We start from the raw sequence: 17,824 nt of genomic DNA, 5'->3' as shown, positions 1-17,824 counted from the left end.
ATGATTTTAAAAAAAAAAGAATTTTTTTTATTAATTTTTTTAATTTTCTTGCAATCATGCTCTGGAGGAAGGATTGGAAATTTTCTTGAAAGTAGTTTTAATGATCTAGAAAAAACAAGCCAAAATGAAGATTTACAAAATAATTTAGTAAATAACAAAATTTTAGAAAAAGAAAATAAAGAAATTGATGATAAAAAAAATAAAAAAATTAAAAAAGTAGAAAAGCAAAAAAATGCTCTAATAAATAAAAAGGATACAAATTTAGAAAAAGAAAATAAAGAAATTAATGGTATAAAAGATAAAAAAATTAAAAAAGTAGAAAAGCAAAAAAATGTTCTAGTAAATAAAAAGGATACAAATTTAGAAAAAGAAAATAAAGAAATTAATGGTATAAAAGATAAAAAAATTAAGAAATCTACAAGAAAAAGAAATATTGATCTTCAATCTTACAAAATAATATTCATTTTAAAAGATGTAGATCCAAAAGATCCTACTGAAGAGTTAAGTTCCATATTAAGTAATTCTGAGGTAAATTTTGAAATAGAAAAGATTGAACGTATCTTAGATTCAAAAAATAAAAGTATGAATAAAAATTAATTAAAAAATTTAACAAAAAATGAAAATAACAACAAAAAATGAAGCATTAAATATTGTCGAGACCTCTTATTTAGCCTCTCTTTCGTCTTTATTATGGGTTGCATTATATTATCTGCCAATTGGGGGAGCTTTATTAAGGTTGATTTTACCCCTCCCAATGATCTTGTTGCACTTGAGAAGAGGAACTAAAATTGCATTGGAAGGACTTTTAATACAATTTCTACTTTTATTCATAATTATGGGTCCTGTTAGAGGAACTTTATTTTTATTTCCTTACGGGATCTTGGCTTTTTGGTTAGGTTGGTGTTGGTTTAAAGAAAAAAGTTGGAAACTTAGTTTAACAGGGGGAGTTGTTATTGGAACTCTTGGCTTCTTACTAAGAGTAATTGCATTATCTACTTTGGTTGGAGATAATCTTTGGGTGTTAATTACTAGAGCGAGTTATGGTCTAATAGAAAAGTTAATTGGATTATTTAATTTACCTTTATATCCCTCAATTTTGAGTATACAATTAGGTGCAATTTTATTAATAATTTTTCAAGAAATAGTTTATGTTTTAACTGTGCATGTAGTTGCCTATTCTCTATTTCCTAGATTTAAATTAACCATCCCAGATCCTCCAAAATTATTAAATAGCTTAGTTGATTTTAATAATTAAAAAAAGTAAGAATGTACAGTAAGGAATTAGGGATAATTTTTTTTGGTGATGAATCCAATAAAAAAAGACAACTTAATAAGATAGAAATACTGAAAAAGAATATTAAAAATTTAAAAATATTTCTTATAATTGCTGGCACTAATACATCTCAAATTCCAGGAATTTCCGCAGCAGGTATTAATGCAAAATCAAGGAGAAAAACTGCTCTCGCAGATGCCGAATTTTTGCTTGAGGGTGCTTCAAAAGATCATAAATATAAATTACCTCTTCTCAATGCAGGAGTAACTCCGGCCCTTATCAGTCATGTTTGTTCAAAGCTTATAAATATTTATCCAGTTATTGTTCCTCTGGGAATAGGAGCAAAGCCTTATTTTAATCATTTGGTTGTTGAAGATAGAAATTTGGGCCCATCAAATTGTGTTACTACAGGTAAATCGATGACTAAAGAGAGGGTTTTAAATCTTTATGAAAAAGGTTTTGCGATAGGAAAATCCCTAAAACAACCAGTTTTAATTTCTGAATCTGTACCGGGGGGCACCACAACTGCTCAGGCAGTAATGGAAGCTTTTGGTTTGCAAGTATCTAATTTAGTAGGTAGTAGTTTATTTAAAGCTCCAAGAGAACTAAGAAGACAAGTAGTTAAAAGAGGACTTTTCAATGCAAATTTCAAGGCTGATTCTGACTCTTTTGACGTTGTCGCGGCAGTAGGTGATCCTTTCCAAGCTTTCTCAATGGGTCTATTAATTGGTGCCAGGTTAGCAAAACAACCTGTAATTTTGTCTGGAGGAAGTCAGATGTTAGCAGTCATTTTGCTTGTATTAGAATTTTTAGATAAAAAAAATAAAGATGAATTTATTGAAGATGTTTTTATTGCGACAACTGGGTGGCTTGTGAAAGATAATTCTCTAATTGATTTAGTAAATCTAATTAATGAAAAATATGATGTCAAATTATTAGGTTTAGCCAGTCCTTTAAATTTTAAATCTTCAAAATACAAAGAATTGAGGGATTATGAATTAGGTCATGTAAAAGAAGGTGTAGGTGCTGGTGGAATATCATTGCTTGCTTTCTTAGATGGATTTAAAAATGAAGAAATAGTTTCATTGTGTCAACTAAATCTGGAAATGATGAAGGGCCTAGGTCAAATTTCTTTAGAGAAGGATTGCTAAATGTTTTCAAAATTTGCAACCAGAAGAGAATTTTTAAATTGTGGTAAGCTTTCGCTTTTGTTTTTCTTAAACTCTTGCAGTAATCTACCTAATAAAGTAAAAATTGCATTACAAAATTCTTTTTATCCAGAATCTTTTAAAAATACGATTCCAAAAGATTGGAAGCAGCAAAAAATTAATTTTGAAAATATTCGGCTACAAAAAAATAGAAACACAATTTCCAATTCTGACTTTACTTTAATAAATGATGGATGGATTTCTAGTATAGATTTTTCAGGATTTGAAAAAATAAATGAATATGCCCTGTTCGAAAATTTGGATAAGAGATCGAAAGATTTTTTGGGAAGTTTTAATCAAAATCAGAGGCGTAAATTATTACCTATTGGCGTAGTACCCTATACAATTATCATTAAAAATAATAAAGAATTAATAAATTCAGCAAGAACATCTTGGGATTTTCTTCTTTCTAAAAAATTAACTGGGAAAATTATTTTTCCACAAAGTTCCAGAATAATTTTGTCAATTGCTCAAAAAATTAATTCATCTAATTCTTTAAATAAACTCAAAAGCCAAGCAATGTTATTTGATGATAAAAATATGCTCAATTGGTTGATTAATTCTGATGCTATTGTCGCAATAGTTCCTCATAGTCTTTGTTCAAAATATTTAAAAATAGATCCAAGACTTTCTTTAGTTTTCCCAAGCCAAGGCGTACCTTTGATGTGGCATTTTCTACTTAGTCGATCAAATCTAAACAATGCAATATTAATAAAATGGATTAAATCTTTAGAAAATAAATCAATAGTAGATAAATTAGTAAGCCAGGGTTGGTATCTTCCATTCAAAAGTGATTATTTGCAAAGTAAATATAAATCTGAAATGTTCCCCATCTCAGGACCTTCTGAGAAATGTTGGGAAAATAGTTGGTCTTTCCCTGTCTTAACAAATGAACAAAAAATTAATCTTAAAAATATCTGGAGTGAGTCCTTATCCCCATAATCTTTTTGTAGGATTTTCAATTAATAAGTTATGAGTTTCCTTTAATAAATTTGGTATATCTAATTTACTAGGACATTTAGGAACACATACATTACATTCTTGACAAAATGAGGAATTTTTTTCTTCCCACCAGTGGCCAGCTTTTCCTATTAAATTGTATCTTTCTTTTGAAAATTCTAATTGGCCATAACCAATAGATATATTTCTTAAACGAAGTATTTCTGGAATTGGCACTTCATTTGGACATGGAAGACAAGATCTACATTGTTCACATTTGGTGGAATTTAATCTTTTATTAGAAACTTCCTCAATTTTATTCAAGGCGCTTTTTTCAAGTTTTGAAAGCTTCTCGAATGAGTTTCTAAGTTTATGCGCAAATTCAAAATCTTTTTTGTTTGTAGCCCCTAAGGATAAAGTTGTAATGCCTTTTGCCAGCAGAAATCGATAAGCTAATTCTAATGGATGAAAAGGCTTAGAGGCCTCTATCAAAATATCACTTGGAGAATACAATCTACCGCCTTTATCAGCAGGTGATATTGCTAAAACTCCCATACCTTTTTTTATAGCTTCCTCTGCTAAAGCAATCTTAGATTGATCTAAATAATGTAAATGAAGACTACAAAAAGTAAAAACTTCACAGTTAATTGCATCTTTAATTAGTGAATAACTTCCGTGAGAACTAAAACCAACTTGATCAACTAGTTCCTTCTCCAGTATCCAAGATATGAATTTCTTACCCTCTCCAACAAGAACCCAATCTAGATGTTGTTTTAAGTTGAGTCCGTGAATTGCAAGATTATTAATTTTCTCGCGATTTAAATCTTTAAGAGACTTTTTAAAATTATTTTTTAAAAAGTCAAAATCACCCTTTGGTAAAACTTTGGAAGTAATCACCCAATTTTTTTCTTTTATATTCTCTTCTGTTGCTAATTTTTTTATTGAATTTCCAATAAGTGATTCAGCATCACCATAAGAGGGTGCTGTTTCTATATGGTTAATTCCTACATAATATGCATTTTTTATTATGCTATACATTTTTTCGAGACTTTCAGTTGCTCGCATTGTCCCTAAGGTGAATAAGCTCACTTCTGCCCCTCTACCAAATGATCTTTTTTGTGAATTAATAATCATCTAAATATGATCAATTTCTTTTTATTTACTCTTTAATTTATTTATAGTTGAAAATCATTTAAAGTAAATTAAAGTGAATACAAAATTTTGCAAAAATATTTTTCTTAAACCTATGTTTACAGGAATAATTCAATCAGTTGGAAAACTAAGACAAGAAAAAAATATTTTAGAAATTGAAATTCTAGATAATTTATTTGATATGGCAATCGGTGACAGCATAGCTGTTGATGGAATTTGTTTGACAGTTAAAGAGATTTTTCAAAATAAATTTACTGTTGATGTTAGTGAGGAGACATTAAAAAAAACAACTTTAGGAGTAAAGTCGAACCTTAATCAGATTGTTAATTTGGAGCCCGCTCTTAGGGTTTCTGACCGTCTAGGAGGGCATATAGTCAGCGGACATGTAGATGGCCTTGGAACAGTTGAGAATATAGAAAAATTAGAGCAATCTTGGCTCTTATCAATAAAGTGGAAAAATAATAATTTTTCAAAATATGTAGTTAATAAAGGGAGTATTTCTGTAAATGGTATAAGTCTTACGATTGCAAATTATGAGCAGGGAGGAGAAATATTTACTATTGCGATAATTCCTCATACTTGGCATAACACAAATCTGAAAAAATTAAATATCGGTGACTTCGTAAACCTTGAGGCAGATGCACTAATTAAATATGTAGAGAAATTACTTTTATTTAATAAAAATAGTAATCAAGATTCATCTTCAAATGCTATTTCTTCCGAGTGGCTTAAAGAAAACGGTTGGTAAAATATTTTTTTAATTTAATGGAATCAGATAAATTGTTTTTGATTCTTTTTTAAGATCGATTTTAAATTCCTGACCAGGTTCTAGTCCTAATTTTTTGGTGTAGGCATGACCAATTAATAGGTTCCCATTGCCATGAACTTTAGTTTTGAATTCTGTTTGTCTGCCTCTTGAAGCTCTATTACCATTTTTCCCCTGACGACCATTTCCTATTTTGTAACCCTTAGCTTCAATAAGGGCCCTATAAAAACTTTTTCTTAAGATTCTTCCACTAGGACCTACGTACCCACAACCTCTTGCTATCTCATCTTCAGATTTTTTACTTAATAATTTTGCTTTTTCAAGAAGTTCTTTTCCTTCTAGCATTATCTGACAAATTTCTAATTATATATTCTTACTAAAAAGGAGAACTGTGGCAATATAAATTAATAAAAAATATATTTAATTTTTAAAATTTAGTTTTTTATAAAAGATACAAAATAATAAATAAAATAACCCATATTCCATCTACAAAATGCCAGTACAATTCAACAGCTTCCAAAGGGAACATATTTTGACTAGTTAATCTTCCGCCCTTGATTCTCGCTTGCCAAGCAATAATTAAAATCATTAAAGTGCCTAAAGTTACATGTAATCCATGAAAACCAGTAAGAGCATAAAAAGTACTTGCAAATAAATTATCGGTTAATCCAAAAGGTAAATGAAAATATTCAAATAATTGACATATTAAAAATATAATTCCAAGAAAAGCAGTAAAAGATAACCATTTTTGGGATTCAGAGTTTTTATCTTTTAAAAGTGCTTTGCCTGCTTTATGGAAAGTTGCACTACTAACAAGTAACAAAATTGTATTGAGTGTAGGTATTGGTAGTTCTAATTCATAAATAGCACCATCAGGTAATGGATTTACTGCTTTATAAGTTAAATAAGCAGCAAAGAATCCAGCAAAAGTCATTCCGTCCGCAATTAGGAAAGTAATAAGACCAAACATTCTGAAGTCTTCATGTGTTTCTTTAACTTCAGAGTTATTTTTTTGAATTTCTTTTGAGCTATCTAGAGTTGTCATATGTTTTTATATTCGTTAAGAGATTTCTTTACCATAACCATAAGGTTCTTCAACTAATGGAGCTTCTCCTTCCCAATTTTCAACTGGAGGTGGAGAAGATGTTAACCATTCAGGTGTAAGAGCATTCCAAGGGTTATCTCCAGCATCTTTTCCATTTCTCACACTAAGGAATACATTAATTAAAAAAGGAATTGTACTGATAGCCATCAAAAGAGCTCCAAGGCTACTAATTTGATTAACGAATTGGAATTGAGGATCATATTCTGCAACTCTTCTTGGCATTCCATTTAAACCAAGCCAATGTTGAGGAGCAAAGCACAAGTTAAACCCAATAAAGGTAATGATAAAATGTAAAATTCCTAATTTTTCATTGAGCATTTTTCCAGTTACTTTTGGGAACCAATGATAAATTGAAGAGAAAATAATAAAAACAGTCCCTCCATAAACTATGTAATGAAAATGGGCTACAACGAAATAGGTATCATGTACGTGAATATCGAAAGGTACCTGTGCCAACGCAACTCCTGTAATACCTCCAAAAACAAAATTTATAATAAATCCGCAAGAGAATAACATTGCACTATTGATGGAAATTTTACCTCCCCATAATGTTGCAACCCAATTGAAAAATTTTATACCTGTTGGAACAGCAATAAATGCTGTTGCAATAGTAAAGAACAATCTCATCCAGGGGGGAGTTCCACTCGTAAACATGTGATGCGCCCAAACAACTAAACCTAAAACTACTATCCCCATTATTGAAAAAACCATTGTTGTATATCCAAAAAGTGGTTTTCTAGCATGTACAGGAAGTATTTCACTAACTAAACCAAAGGCAGGAAGGACCATAATGTATACAGCTGGATGAGAATAAAACCAAAATAAATGCTGATAAACTACGACATTGCCGCCTAAAACAGGATTGAAAAAACCTGTATTAGCAATGATATCGAAGCTAAGTAGAATTAAAGTGCCTGCTAAAACAGGAGTTGACAAAACAACTAATAGACTTGTCCCTAGCATTGCCCAACAATACATTGGCAATTGCATAAGTTTTAATCCTGGCCTTCTTAATTTGATAATGGTCGCGATAAAGTTTATTCCACCAAAAATAGAACTGCCTCCAAGTAATAGAACGCTCAGAATCCAAATAATTTGTCCTGATTGAGGAGTAGTTATGCTCAAAGGAGGATAAGCCGTCCATCCAGCCTGAGCAGCACCCTCAACAAAATAGCTTGCTACCAGCATCAAACCTGAAGGAGGAATTAACCAAAAAGCCACAGCATTTAATCTTGGGAATGCCATATCTCTAGCACCTACATAAAATGGAATTAAATAATTCCCAAAAGCACCGTTAACTACAGGCACTATCCATAGAAAAATCATTATTGTTCCGTGAAGGGTTAAAACTTGGTTATATACATCTCTCGGCATAAAGTCAGACATCGGACTAGCTAGTTCAATTCTTATAGCGCTAGCTAACGTTCCGCCTATTAAATAAAAAAGAAAACCGCAGACTAAGTATTGTATCCCAATTACTTTATGATCAAGGCTAAAACTAAAGTATCTAAGCCAGCCTTTAGGTTGAAGACTTTCATTATTAGTTTTTTGTGGATCAATTGATATTGTCATAAATTTACCTCTGATTTTTTATTTTTGTTAAACCATTCGTTGTAATCAGATTCTTCTTCAACAATTATGGAGGCTCTCATTCCTCCATGATATGGACCACATAATTCTGCGCAAATTATCGGATATTTTCCTACTTTTGTTGGAGTGAAATTTAGAATAGTCGGTTGTCCAGGAATAATATCCTGTTTAATTCTGAACTCTGGTACCCAAAAAGCATGAATCACATCTTTGGATTCCATTTTCATTGATACTTTTTGATCAACAGGAACGTGTAGTTCTCCTGATATGAAATTGCCCTTGGGATAATTGAAAAGAAATGCAAATTGCATAGCTGAAACTTCAATTGACAAATTATTTATTGCTGTTTCATTATCCGAGGTTTGACTTATTCCAGCCCAAATTTTTTCAGTATTGGAACTCATCATTTCGTGGTTATGATTTAGTTCTTTCATCCCTCCCATTCGATCGTAGATGTTGTAGCTATATAAACCAATTAATAAAACAATTATTGAAGGGATAATTGTCCATACAATTTCTAAGCTTAAATTTCCCTCTAAAGCTATGCCATCGCCTATCTGATCATTTCTTTTCCTAAACTTAAATAAGCTATATATAACAGCTATTGTCATTCCTATAAAAATGATTAATCCAATGATGAAAAGAATTTTAAAAAGTTCATCGTAAATTGGTGCGTTAATACTTGCTTCAGCTGGGAGCAAATTTACATTAAAACCAATCCAAAAAGATATAGCAAAAACGAGGGAAATAATTAGAATTAAATAAAAGCTTTTATTTAACAATTGAGCTATAAAAATTTGTATTTATATCCTCAAGATATTCAATTTTTTTAATTCTGCATCTTTTGTTAAAAGAAAAACATTTAAATTCACAACTTCTTAAGATTTATGAAATAAAAGGCGTATTATTAATAACTTTTTAGAGTTAATTGTCAGGGAAAAAAGATTAAATTAGTAAATTATTTTTCAAATTAAACATATTAATTTTTAATTAATGTTTGGTTTTTAAATCTAATTTATTATGCAAAATAATAGGTTTTATCCATTTGATTAATAATCAATTATATAAATCAAAATATCTTACAATTTTTAAAAGGTTGGGAAGTCATAGTGTATTCGCACTCATCGCACTAATCGTAATTGGAGGTGCTACTAGAGTCATGGAGGCTGGACTTGCCTGTCCAGATTGGCCATTATGTTATGGATCTTTTTTGCCTTTTAATCATATGAACCTAAGAGTATTTCTAGAGTGGTTTCATCGTCTAGATGCTTTTTTGGTTGGAATATTAATTCTTTTTAAATTTTCCCTTTCAATTATTTGGAAAAATGAAATTCCAAATTGGTTACCTAAAACTTATTCACTATTACTTTTTCTCGTTATTGTCCAAGGATCTTTTGGAGCTTTAACAGTAATAAACTTGCTTGATTCATATACTGTTACTGGCCATCTTTTAATAGCTTTTCTTCTTCTCATCACAACTATTTCAATAAATCAAAATTTAGAAAATGACGATGTAGAAGAGCCATTAATTTGGTGGAGATTTTTATTGTTTTTCCCTCTTTTACTTACTCTTATTCAATCTTTTATTGGAGTAAGGCTTTCATCAACCTGGTCAGCACATATTTGTTTATCTTTTAATAAACAATGTTTAATTCTAAATACTCATAAATTATTTGCTTTTCCAATTGCTTTTTCAATTCTATTGATTATTGCTACTGCAATTTACAAGAGAAGTTTGCTAAATGAAAATTGGAAATATCTCTCAGCACTTATTTTTCTATTGTTTTCTCAAATTTCCTTGGGTGTTTTAAGTCTTAAAACAAATTTGAATGAACCTATTTTTATTATCGGTCATCAACTTAACGCCTCTTTATTTATTGCGATATTAACAACATTAATTTTTAGAAATCCTTTGACCAAAAAAGGTCTAAACCACTCCCTAAATTCTCAAATGGTTGGGATCAATTCATGAACAGTAGTAACTTAGAAAACTTGAACTATAAATCTTCAATTAGGGATGAAGTTGTACCTTCAAGAAAAAAAATAACTTTGCCCCCTTGGCTTGAAGTAGCAAAACCCAGATTAATCCCACTTTTACTGGCAACAACTTTGGGAGGAATGGCTTTAACTGAAGAATGGCCTTTGTCTTCACCAAAACTTATCTGTACTTTAGGAGGCGGAGCTTTGGCAGCAGCAGCCGCAGGAGCTCTTAATTGCTTGTGGGAAATGGAATTAGATAAGAGGATGATAAGAACTAGCAAAAGAGCTTTGCCAGCTGGAAAGTTGTCATCTGAGACTGTATTTTTAGCAGCCGTATCATGTACTTTGGCAGCTTCGATGCTTTTAGTAAGTGGTGTAAATTATTTGGCTGCGGGATTAACTCTTCTTGGTTTATTTAGCTACGTAATTTTATATACAGTTATTTTGAAACCTCGTACAACAAAAAATATTGTCTTCGGAGGAGTTGCTGGTGCGATACCACCTTTAGTTGGAGCATCTGCTGCTACAGGGCATGTAGGTCTTAGTGGTTGGTGGTTGTTTGGTTTAGTAATGTTATGGACCCCAGCTCATTTTTGGGCACTTGCAATTTTGTTGAAGGATGATTACGCATCTGTTGGTATTCCTATGCTCCCTTCCGTTAAAGGATCTGTTTTTACTGCTAAAGCGATTTCTCGTTATGGATGGGCAACAATTTTAATGAGTGTTATGGGAGTTTTTGCCTTGCCTGAAGGGGGTCTTTTATACGGAATTATATTATTACCATTTAATGGAAGATTTTTGCAATTAATAAATGAATTAAACAAATCTCCTGATGATCTTTCAAGAGCAAAGTCTCTCTTTAGGTGGTCTATTCTATATATGTTTGGTATTTGTCTTTTGTTATTAATTTCCAGAACCCAACTATCTGTAGAATTTGAGCAACAATCTATGCAAATATTTTTATCTATAGTATCCCTGCTTAGTAATTAAATTAGATGTAAAATGTTTTTTAAGTAAATTGTAAGTTTGATGGATTATATAAAAGTAAAAGGGCTTTCAAAATCTTATTCAGATATCAAGGCATTAAAAAATTTATCTATAGAAATTGAAGCTGGCACATTATTCGGAATACTAGGACCAAATGGTGCTGGCAAATCAACACTAATAAAAATACTTGCTACTTTAATAGAGCCTGATAGTGGAGAAGTTTTTATAAATAATATTAATCTGATAAAAAATTCAAGGAAAATTAGAGAATTAATTGGTTATGTTGCCCAAGACATTGCACTTGATAAAATATTAACTGGACGAGAGCTTTTGGATTTTCAATCAGATTTATATCACATCAACAAAAATAAAAAATTTGAAAGGATAAATAAATTAATAGATCAATTAGAAATGAATGATTGGATTGATCGTAAGTGCGGAACTTATTCAGGGGGAATGAAAAGAAGAATAGATCTGGCAGCTGGACTTTTACATTTGCCCCAAGTATTAATTTTGGATGAACCTACAGTTGGTTTAGATATTGAAAGTAGAAATATTATATGGCAACTTTTGAAAGATTTGAGAAATAATGGAATGACTATTATTTTAAGTAGTCACTATCTTGATGAAATAGATAAATTGGCAGACAGATTAGCGATAATTGATGATGGAAGAGTTATAGCAAAAGGGACTCCAGCAGAGCTCAAAAATAAATTAGGAGGAGATAGAGTAACTTTGAAAGTCAGAGAATTTAGTAATCAGGAAGAAGCAAATAATATATCTAAAATTTTATCTTCAATAGATGGAATTAGTCAGATTATCATAAATGAAGCTCAAGGGTTCTCGATAAATTTCGTAGCAGATAAGCAAAAAGATTTACTTACAAAGCTAAAAGTGGAATTGGCTTTCTCAAAGTTTGAAATTTTTTCTCTTACCCAAAGTCGGCCAAGCTTGGATGATGTATATCTTCAGGCAACTGGGAAAACATTATTGGATGCTGAAATTTCTATGGCAGGGAAAAGAGACCTAAAAAAAGAATCAAAGCAATCGATGCGATAAAAAAACTTTTGGTTAACTCACTATAATGAATTCTAATTACGGCTAATTATGGAATTACAACAGTATAAAATATTTTTTTTATATCAAGAAACATTTGCCTTGACAAAGAGATTGTTTATTCAATTAAAAAGAAGACCATCAACTCTTTTAGCAGGAATATTACAACCAATAATTTGGCTTTTTTTATTTGGGGCATTATTCTCTAAAGCTCCTGAAGGTTTCTTACCAGGTGTTGATTCTTATGGTAATTTTTTAGGAGCAGGGCTTATTGTTTTTACTGCTTTTAGCGGAGCCCTAAACTCTGGTCTTCCTTTAATGTTTGATAGAGAGTTTGGATTTCTTAATAGATTACTTGTGGCTCCTTTAACCAGTAGATTATCCATAGTTTTATCTTCTTTTTTTTACATAACAATCTTGAGCTTCGTTCAGAGTATTGTAATAATGATTGTTTCATACATTTTGGGTTATGGATGGCCCAACTTATATGGTTTAGGAATTGTATTTACAACACTAATTTTATTAGTTCTTTTTGTGACATCAATGAGTTTATGTTTAGCGTTTGTTTTGCCGGGACATATTGAATTAATCGCTCTTATATTCGTAATAAATTTACCTCTTCTATTTGCTAGTACTGCTTTAGCTCCAATCTCTTTTATGCCAAATTGGCTGGGCTGGTTAGCTTCATTAAATCCATTAACTTTTGCTATTGAACCTATTAGGACTGCCTATACACAAACTATTGATTTAGAATTAGTGGCTTTACATGCCCCATATGGTGATTTAACTTGTAAGAGTTGTATCTCAATTTTATTTTCTTTAACAGTTTTTTCCTTGATTATTATAAGGCCTCTGTTAAATAGAAAGTTAAATTAGAAATTTTATGCTTTTAAAAAATCATTTAATAGAAGTTTTTAAACAAGCCTCTTTAGAAAATAATTTTTTGCTTAAAGAAAATGTTGTTCTTAAGTGGGTCCATAGATTTGGGATTGATTCATTAAATGATTTATTAATCCATAGTTCACTACAAAAAGAAAATCAGCGTGAAGAAGAAAATCAAGAACATATCTCTTTAATTGATGAAGTGTATGAAGAAAATCAGGAACAAATTAAGCTTGAATTATCAAAAACTTTTGAAAATATTGAAGAAACAAAGATAGAATCAAATAGCTTGGAAACTGCTAGAAGCAATGAAATATCTAGTAAAAATCAAAATTCCAATAAAATAAATCAATTTACTGAAACCCCAAAATTACCCCTACCTTATATTAAAAATTTAAGAAAGTGGATTAACAACGATAAAAAAGCTAGTTAGCTTTTACATCATACCCGGCATTCCCATGCCACCCATTCCTGGCATTCCCATGCCACCCATTCCCGGCATTCCCATGCCACCCATACCCGGCATTCCCATGCCACCCATTCCTGGCATTCCCATGCCACCCATTCCCCCCATTGGATCTCCACCTGGTCCTCCAGGGGCTGCGGCTTCAGGCTCTGGAATGTCTGCCATAGCAACTTCTGTTGTGAGGAGCATAGCTGCAATAGATACTGAATCTTGAAGAGCTAATCTTATTACTTTGGTTGGATCTAAGATTCCTGAATCTTTTAAATCCTCATATTTTCCTGAATTAGCATTAAAACCTTTGTTAAGTCTTTTAATTTCAGCGACAACTACATCTCCATTAAAACCAGCATTTTTTGCTATCTGTTTGGTGGGTTCCAAAAGGGCTTCTTTGACTATATTTATCCCTGTTCTTAAATCATCTGAAGATGTTTCACTTAAATTTAAAAGGTCATCTGATATTTCAATTAAAGTTTGTCCTCCTCCAGAAACAACACCCTCTTCAATAGCAGCTTTCGTAGCATTAAGGGAATCTTCGATTCTCAACTTATTATGCTTCATCTCTGTTTCTGTAGCAGCTCCTACTTTGATAAGCGCTACTCCTCCGGCTAGTTTGGCTATCCTTTCATTTATTTTATCCTGATCATACTCAGATTCAGTTATTTTAACTTCTCTCTTTAATTGCTCTACTCTCGCTTTAACTAAATCTTTAGTGTCTTCGAAGGCAACAATTGTAGTTTTATCCTTGGTGATAGTTATTTTTTTTGCTTTTCCTAAATCATTAATCGATACTTTATCAAGTGTCATGGATTTATCTTCGCTAATTAACTTAGCCCCTATGAGAATTGCAATATCTTCGAGGGCAGCTTTTCTTCTCTCGCCAAATAAAGGAGCTCTTACGGAAGCAACATTTAAAACCCCACTATTCTTATTTAAAACCAGAGTAGTTAAAGCCTCTCCTTCAATATCTTCAGCAAGAATTAGAAAAGGTGAGCCTGACTTCTGAATTTCTTCAAGTATTGGAACTAGATCAACTAAAGTTGAGACTTTTTGATCAGTTATTAATATTTTAGGATTTTCAAGTTCACAAACTTGTCTTTCTTGGTCTGTTACGAAATATGGAGAACTATAACCTCTATCAAAAGACATACCTTCAGTTATATCTAATTCTGTTTCTAGTGATTGAGATTCTTCGACAGTTATTACACCATCTGAAGTAACAATATCCATTGCTTTAGAAATTATAGATCCAATTTCTTCATCACCTCCAGCACTAACTGTTGCAACTTTTTGGATATCAGAACCATTTAATGAAATACTTTTGGAACTTAATTTTTCTAAGACAAAAGCTAGGCCTGCCTCCATACCTTTTTTTAACTCCATAGGGTTGGCGCCAGAGGCAATATTTTTTAATCCCTCCTGAACCATCTTCTGAGCCAAAATGGTTGCTGTTGTTGTTCCATCACCAGCACTCTCTTTTGTCTTGGATGCAACTTGTTCTATTAATTTCGCACCTAAATTAGAAATAGGGTTTTCAATCTCGATCTCTTTAGCAACTGTAGATCCATCTCTTACTATATCTGGTGAACCAAATTTCTTTTCTATTACAACGTTTTTTGCTTTCGGCCCAATAGTAACCTTTACCGCATTAGCTACGAAATTAACACCTTTTTCTAGCGCTTCTCTTGATTCATTAGAAAAACTTAACTGTTTAGCCATGTTTACTCGATCTTTTGTCTTATTCTAATCTCCCATAGAATCATTTTTAGGGGATATTTAATTAAGTGGGGAAAGCCGAATTTCTTTTGATAGAACATACAAATTAACTCAAATAAGAGTATCTTTAAGTTATGGAAGAAACAAATAATCTTATTTTTACTCTTACCGCAATCCTCGCGATTGCTATGACACTAATATACTTTCCTTTAAGATTTTTCTTAACATTAACTGCTAGAAGTCGAAGACTAAAACTTTTACAAAAAATTAGAAGGTTGAGAGATGAATTAGGTCAGCCTTATGAAAGTACATAACTAAATACTCATACCCCCGTCTATACTGATTGTCTGCCCTGTAATGTAACTTCCTGCATCACTTGAAACTAAGAATGACACTAAGTTTGCAATTTGAGTACAACTTCCTAATTTTCCTAAAGGGATAACTTTAAGTATCTCTTCAGTATTAAGTTTCTCAGTCATTTCTGTTTCTATAAAGCCTGGAGCTATTGCATTTACGTTTATACCTCTTGAAGCAAATTCTTTAGCACAAGTTTTGGTGAATCCAATAACTCCAGCTTTAGCTGCAGAATAATTTGCTTGACCGGGATTACCAATTATTCCAACAACAGATGAAATATTTACGATACTACCACTTCTTTTTTTCATCATAAATTTTGAAGCATATTTTGTACAAAGAAAAACCCCTTTTAAGTTTGTATTTAATACATCATCCCATTGTTCCGATTTCATTCTCATCAATAGTCCATCTCTAGTAATACCAGCATTGTTAATAAGAATATCAATGGAACCATTAATTTTTATGATTTCTTCAAAAGCTGAACTGACAGAATCCTCTCTTGATACATCAAACTTTAATTTATGAGCTTTACCTCCCGAATTTTTTATTGAATTTACAACTTCTTCAGCTTTTTCATCAGAAGAAGAGTAATTAATAAAAACTTCTGCTCCTAGGCGGCTTAGTTCTAAAGCAATTTCTTTACCAATTCCTCTGCTAGCTCCAGTGATTAAAGCAACTTTGCCTGATAATGAATCTGTATTGGACATTATGAAATTTTATAATTTTCAATCGTAGTACTATTTGTGTAAAGATATTGCTTTTATTTATAATTGTCTAGAAAATATTAAGTCCTTTTATTGTGCATTTTTTAATACCAGCTGCAGGGAGTGGTAGCAGAATGAAAGCTGGAAAAAATAAATTACTTATTGATTTAGAGGGAGAGTCTTTGATTTATTGGACACTTAAATCTGTATTTTCTGCAAGCTCAACAAACTGGGTTGGAATAATTGGGCAAACGAAAGATAAATACTTATTACTAAATTCAGCTAAGGATTTTGCCCATAAAGTTCATTGGATTAATGGTGGTGACACCAGACAACAATCAGTTTTTAATGGTTTAAAAGCGTTACCAAAAGATGCTGAAAAAGTTTTAATACATGATGGGGCTAGATGTCTAATTAATCCTGAATTGATAGACCTATGTGCTAAGCAATTAGATGAATATGAAGCTGTAATTTTAGCTACTAAGGTAACAGACACTATTAAGATTGTTGATAATGAAGGTTTTATTAAAGAAACACCAGATAGAAATTATTTATGGGCAGCGCAAACTCCTCAGGGCTTTTTAGTAGATAGATTAAAAAAAGCTCATAAGATGGCAATTGATAAAAACTGGAAAGTCACAGATGATGCTTCTCTATTCGAAATGCTTAATTGGAAAGTAAAGATTATTGAAGGAACTTATTCAAATATAAAAATTACATCCCCTATAGATTTGAAAATAGCAAAACTTTTTGTGAAGAACTCCTAGTTAAAAAGGTTTATCGATACTAAGAATGCCGTTGTCACCATTTAAGGTTGCTTCATACCCTAACGGGATGCATGCATTCCCTGATATGTGGCCTATTGGGAGATCAAAAAGAATAGGAAAATCAAACTCTTGAAGTCTTTCAATAATGCAGTTTTTTAGTAAATCTTTCCATTCAAGGTCGCAGGAATCATTAGAAAAACTTCCGAATCCAATACCCGCAATTTCAGAAATTGTTTTAGTCATCCTAAGGTAAGTCAACATGCGATCAATTTTATAAATATCTTCATTAATGTCTTCAAAAATTATTATTTTCCCTTTGCAATCTGGAAAGTGATTAGTACCAATTAAAAAAGTAGCAATAGTTAAGTTAGAAACTATTATCTCTCCTTTAGCTTCCCCACCTCTTAAAGGGATTCCTATTATGTCCTCAACATATCCCTCAAAAAGTAAATTTCTTAATCTCTCAAGACTCCACTCTGGTTCTTTGAAAAGGCTAGTAAGCATGGGGCCATGGATAGAACCTATAAATCCTTGAGAATATTTAGATAGTAATAAAGAACATGTATCTGAGAATCCAAGCATTAAACCATGCTGCCAAGAAGGTTCTTTTTCTAAAAGTCTTGCTGAACCCCAGCCTCCTTTTGCAAAAATGATTAGCTTACTATTTTGTGCTTTTTCAAGTTCTTCAAATCTAGTTAGATCATCACCTGCAAAATAACCAAATTTTTTTGATAGAGAATTATTTTCATTAATTTCCAAACCCCAGTTTTTTAAGATTTCTATGCCTTTTTGAAAATTTTCGTCTTCATCAATAAAAGAGCCTGGAGCTAAAATATCTATTAAATCCCCTTTTTTTAATCTAAAAACCATATTTAGAAT

20 protein-coding genes are annotated in these 17,824 nt (G+C 31.5%); 12 read left to right on the top strand and 8 right to left on the bottom strand.

All coding sequences use genetic code 11. The annotated features are described in order from the left end of the window. Genes BS621_RS02510 through BS621_RS02495 form a run of 4 tightly spaced genes read left to right on the top strand, consistent with a single transcriptional unit; the run spans nt 1 to nt 3,423 of the window. On the top strand, nt 1–597 hold the full coding sequence (locus BS621_RS02510; protein ID WP_077141712.1) for a hypothetical protein: 597 nt from the start codon (nt 1–3) through the stop codon (nt 595–597). A gap of 19 nt (nt 598–616) precedes the next feature. Beyond that, nucleotides 617–1,255 (top strand): DUF2232 domain-containing protein, encoded by a 639-nt coding sequence (locus tag BS621_RS02505; RefSeq protein ID WP_077141711.1) that lies wholly within the window; start codon nt 617–619, stop codon nt 1,253–1,255. An 11-nt stretch (nt 1,256–1,266) separates the two neighbouring features. After that, nucleotides 1,267–2,424, top strand: a complete 1,158-nt coding sequence (gene cobT / locus BS621_RS02500; protein WP_077141710.1) for a nicotinate mononucleotide-dependent phosphoribosyltransferase CobT — start codon at nt 1,267–1,269, stop codon at nt 2,422–2,424. Further along, a complete protein-coding gene (locus BS621_RS02495; protein ID WP_077141709.1) occupies nt 2,425–3,423 on the top strand; it encodes a hypothetical protein in 999 nt (332 codons plus the stop codon). Here the strand turns inward: BS621_RS02495 and BS621_RS02490 are convergent. Continuing rightward, nucleotides 3,412–4,554, bottom strand: coding sequence for an aldo/keto reductase (locus tag BS621_RS02490; protein WP_077141708.1), 1,143 nt, complete (start codon nt 4,552–4,554; stop codon nt 3,412–3,414). The genes BS621_RS02495 and BS621_RS02490 overlap by 12 nt on opposite strands. 112 nt (nt 4,555–4,666) lie before the next feature. Between BS621_RS02490 and BS621_RS02485 the strand changes: the two genes are divergently transcribed. After that, a complete protein-coding gene (locus BS621_RS02485; RefSeq protein WP_077141707.1) occupies nt 4,667–5,320 on the top strand; it encodes a riboflavin synthase in 654 nt (217 codons plus the stop codon). Nucleotides 5,321–5,329: 9 nt separating this feature from the next. On the opposite strand, the gene BS621_RS02480 is transcribed toward BS621_RS02485, so the two are convergent. The 4 genes from BS621_RS02480 to coxB all read right to left on the bottom strand — a co-directional run bounded on the left by BS621_RS02480 (nt 5,330) and on the right by coxB (nt 8,815). Beyond that, nucleotides 5,330–5,683: an AbrB family transcriptional regulator gene (locus BS621_RS02480; protein WP_025922214.1), complete on the bottom strand. Its 354-nt coding sequence runs from the start codon at nt 5,681–5,683 to the stop codon at nt 5,330–5,332. A gap of 97 nt (nt 5,684–5,780) precedes the next feature. After that, nucleotides 5,781–6,383, bottom strand: coding sequence for a cytochrome c oxidase subunit 3 (locus BS621_RS02475; protein WP_025931471.1), 603 nt, complete (start codon nt 6,381–6,383; stop codon nt 5,781–5,783). Between the two features lie 15 nt (nt 6,384–6,398). Further along, nucleotides 6,399–8,015 carry a cytochrome c oxidase subunit I gene (ctaD, locus tag BS621_RS02470; RefSeq protein WP_025924233.1) on the bottom strand — a complete coding sequence of 539 codons (1,617 nt, stop codon included), beginning with the start codon at nt 8,013–8,015 and terminating at the stop codon, nt 6,399–6,401. Further along, a complete protein-coding gene (gene coxB / locus BS621_RS02465) occupies nt 8,012–8,815 on the bottom strand; it encodes a cytochrome c oxidase subunit II (protein ID WP_077141706.1) in 804 nt (267 codons plus the stop codon). The genes ctaD and coxB overlap by 4 nt, the downstream gene beginning before the upstream one ends. Nucleotides 8,816–9,078: 263 nt before the next feature. Here coxB and BS621_RS02460 point away from each other — a divergent pair, with 263 nt between their 5' ends. Genes BS621_RS02460 through BS621_RS02440 form a run of 5 tightly spaced genes read left to right on the top strand, consistent with a single transcriptional unit; the run spans nt 9,079 to nt 13,371 of the window. Continuing rightward, nucleotides 9,079–10,005, top strand: coding sequence for a COX15/CtaA family protein (locus tag BS621_RS02460; protein ID WP_077142643.1), 927 nt, complete (start codon nt 9,079–9,081; stop codon nt 10,003–10,005). Continuing rightward, a complete protein-coding gene (locus BS621_RS02455; RefSeq protein ID WP_077141705.1) occupies nt 10,002–11,003 on the top strand; it encodes a heme o synthase in 1,002 nt (333 codons plus the stop codon). Before BS621_RS02460 ends, BS621_RS02455 begins: the two co-directional genes overlap by 4 nt. 39 nt (nt 11,004–11,042) lie before the next feature. Next, nucleotides 11,043–12,059: an ABC transporter ATP-binding protein gene (locus BS621_RS02450; RefSeq protein WP_077141704.1), complete on the top strand. Its 1,017-nt coding sequence runs from the start codon at nt 11,043–11,045 to the stop codon at nt 12,057–12,059. Nucleotides 12,060–12,107: 48 nt separating this feature from the next. Beyond that, nucleotides 12,108–12,932, top strand: coding sequence for an ABC transporter permease (locus tag BS621_RS02445; RefSeq protein WP_077141703.1), 825 nt, complete (start codon nt 12,108–12,110; stop codon nt 12,930–12,932). Between the two features lie 7 nt (nt 12,933–12,939). Then, nucleotides 12,940–13,371, top strand: coding sequence for a glycoprotein (locus BS621_RS02440; RefSeq protein ID WP_077141702.1), 432 nt, complete (start codon nt 12,940–12,942; stop codon nt 13,369–13,371). Nucleotides 13,372–13,374: 3 nt separating this feature from the next. On the opposite strand, the gene groL is transcribed toward BS621_RS02440, so the two are convergent. Beyond that, a complete protein-coding gene (groL, locus tag BS621_RS02435) occupies nt 13,375–15,120 on the bottom strand; it encodes a chaperonin GroEL (protein ID WP_077141701.1) in 1,746 nt (581 codons plus the stop codon). Between the two features lie 131 nt (nt 15,121–15,251). Between groL and BS621_RS02430 the strand changes: the two genes are divergently transcribed. Beyond that, nucleotides 15,252–15,431 (top strand): hypothetical protein, encoded by a 180-nt coding sequence (locus BS621_RS02430; protein WP_011862475.1) that lies wholly within the window; start codon nt 15,252–15,254, stop codon nt 15,429–15,431. Here the strand turns inward: BS621_RS02430 and fabG are convergent, their stop codons facing one another. Further along, nucleotides 15,432–16,181 (bottom strand): 3-oxoacyl-[acyl-carrier-protein] reductase, encoded by a 750-nt coding sequence (fabG, locus tag BS621_RS02425; RefSeq protein WP_025931480.1) that lies wholly within the window; start codon nt 16,179–16,181, stop codon nt 15,432–15,434. A 92-nt stretch (nt 16,182–16,273) separates the two neighbouring features. Here fabG and ispD point away from each other — a divergent pair, with 92 nt between their 5' ends. Beyond that, nucleotides 16,274–16,945 (top strand): 2-C-methyl-D-erythritol 4-phosphate cytidylyltransferase, encoded by a 672-nt coding sequence (gene ispD / locus BS621_RS02420; RefSeq protein WP_077141700.1) that lies wholly within the window; start codon nt 16,274–16,276, stop codon nt 16,943–16,945. On the opposite strand, the gene BS621_RS02415 is transcribed toward ispD, so the two are convergent. Next, a complete protein-coding gene (locus BS621_RS02415) occupies nt 16,946–17,815 on the bottom strand; it encodes an LD-carboxypeptidase (protein ID WP_077141699.1) in 870 nt (289 codons plus the stop codon). Nucleotides 17,816–17,824 lie beyond the last annotated feature (9 nt).

This window comes from Prochlorococcus sp. RS04 (assembly GCF_001989455.1).
Taxonomy (GTDB): Bacteria; Cyanobacteriota; Cyanobacteriia; order PCC-6307; family Cyanobiaceae; genus Prochlorococcus_A.
The sequence above is the reverse complement of the archived record's forward strand: the minus strand, read 5'-3'. Positions and strand labels throughout refer to the sequence as shown.

What these genes read in the sequence shown, in the direction of transcription:
- fabG (WP_025931480.1), bottom strand. Translation starts at nt 16,181, where the DNA reads ATGTCCAATACAGATTCATTATCAGGCAAAGTTGCTTTAATCACTGGA.
- BS621_RS02485 (WP_077141707.1), top strand. Translation starts at nt 4,667, where the DNA reads ATGTTTACAGGAATAATTCAATCAGTTGGAAAACTAAGACAAGAAAAA.
- BS621_RS02510 (WP_077141712.1), top strand. Translation starts at nt 1, where the DNA reads ATGATTTTAAAAAAAAAAGAATTTTTTTTATTAATTTTTTTAATTTTC.
- BS621_RS02490 (WP_077141708.1), bottom strand. Translation starts at nt 4,554, where the DNA reads ATGATTATTAATTCACAAAAAAGATCATTTGGTAGAGGGGCAGAAGTG.
- BS621_RS02495 (WP_077141709.1), top strand. Translation starts at nt 2,425, where the DNA reads ATGTTTTCAAAATTTGCAACCAGAAGAGAATTTTTAAATTGTGGTAAG.
- groL (WP_077141701.1), bottom strand. Translation starts at nt 15,120, where the DNA reads ATGGCTAAACAGTTAAGTTTTTCTAATGAATCAAGAGAAGCGCTAGAA.
- BS621_RS02415 (WP_077141699.1), bottom strand. Translation starts at nt 17,815, where the DNA reads ATGGTTTTTAGATTAAAAAAAGGGGATTTAATAGATATTTTAGCTCCA.
- BS621_RS02430 (WP_011862475.1), top strand. Translation starts at nt 15,252, where the DNA reads ATGGAAGAAACAAATAATCTTATTTTTACTCTTACCGCAATCCTCGCG.
- BS621_RS02440 (WP_077141702.1), top strand. Translation starts at nt 12,940, where the DNA reads ATGCTTTTAAAAAATCATTTAATAGAAGTTTTTAAACAAGCCTCTTTA.
- BS621_RS02445 (WP_077141703.1), top strand. Translation starts at nt 12,108, where the DNA reads ATGGAATTACAACAGTATAAAATATTTTTTTTATATCAAGAAACATTT.
- BS621_RS02480 (WP_025922214.1), bottom strand. Translation starts at nt 5,683, where the DNA reads ATGCTAGAAGGAAAAGAACTTCTTGAAAAAGCAAAATTATTAAGTAAA.
- BS621_RS02505 (WP_077141711.1), top strand. Translation starts at nt 617, where the DNA reads ATGAAAATAACAACAAAAAATGAAGCATTAAATATTGTCGAGACCTCT.
- cobT (WP_077141710.1), top strand. Translation starts at nt 1,267, where the DNA reads ATGTACAGTAAGGAATTAGGGATAATTTTTTTTGGTGATGAATCCAAT.
- BS621_RS02455 (WP_077141705.1), top strand. Translation starts at nt 10,002, where the DNA reads ATGAACAGTAGTAACTTAGAAAACTTGAACTATAAATCTTCAATTAGG.
- BS621_RS02450 (WP_077141704.1), top strand. Translation starts at nt 11,043, where the DNA reads ATGGATTATATAAAAGTAAAAGGGCTTTCAAAATCTTATTCAGATATC.
- BS621_RS02475 (WP_025931471.1), bottom strand. Translation starts at nt 6,383, where the DNA reads ATGACAACTCTAGATAGCTCAAAAGAAATTCAAAAAAATAACTCTGAA.
- ctaD (WP_025924233.1), bottom strand. Translation starts at nt 8,015, where the DNA reads ATGACAATATCAATTGATCCACAAAAAACTAATAATGAAAGTCTTCAA.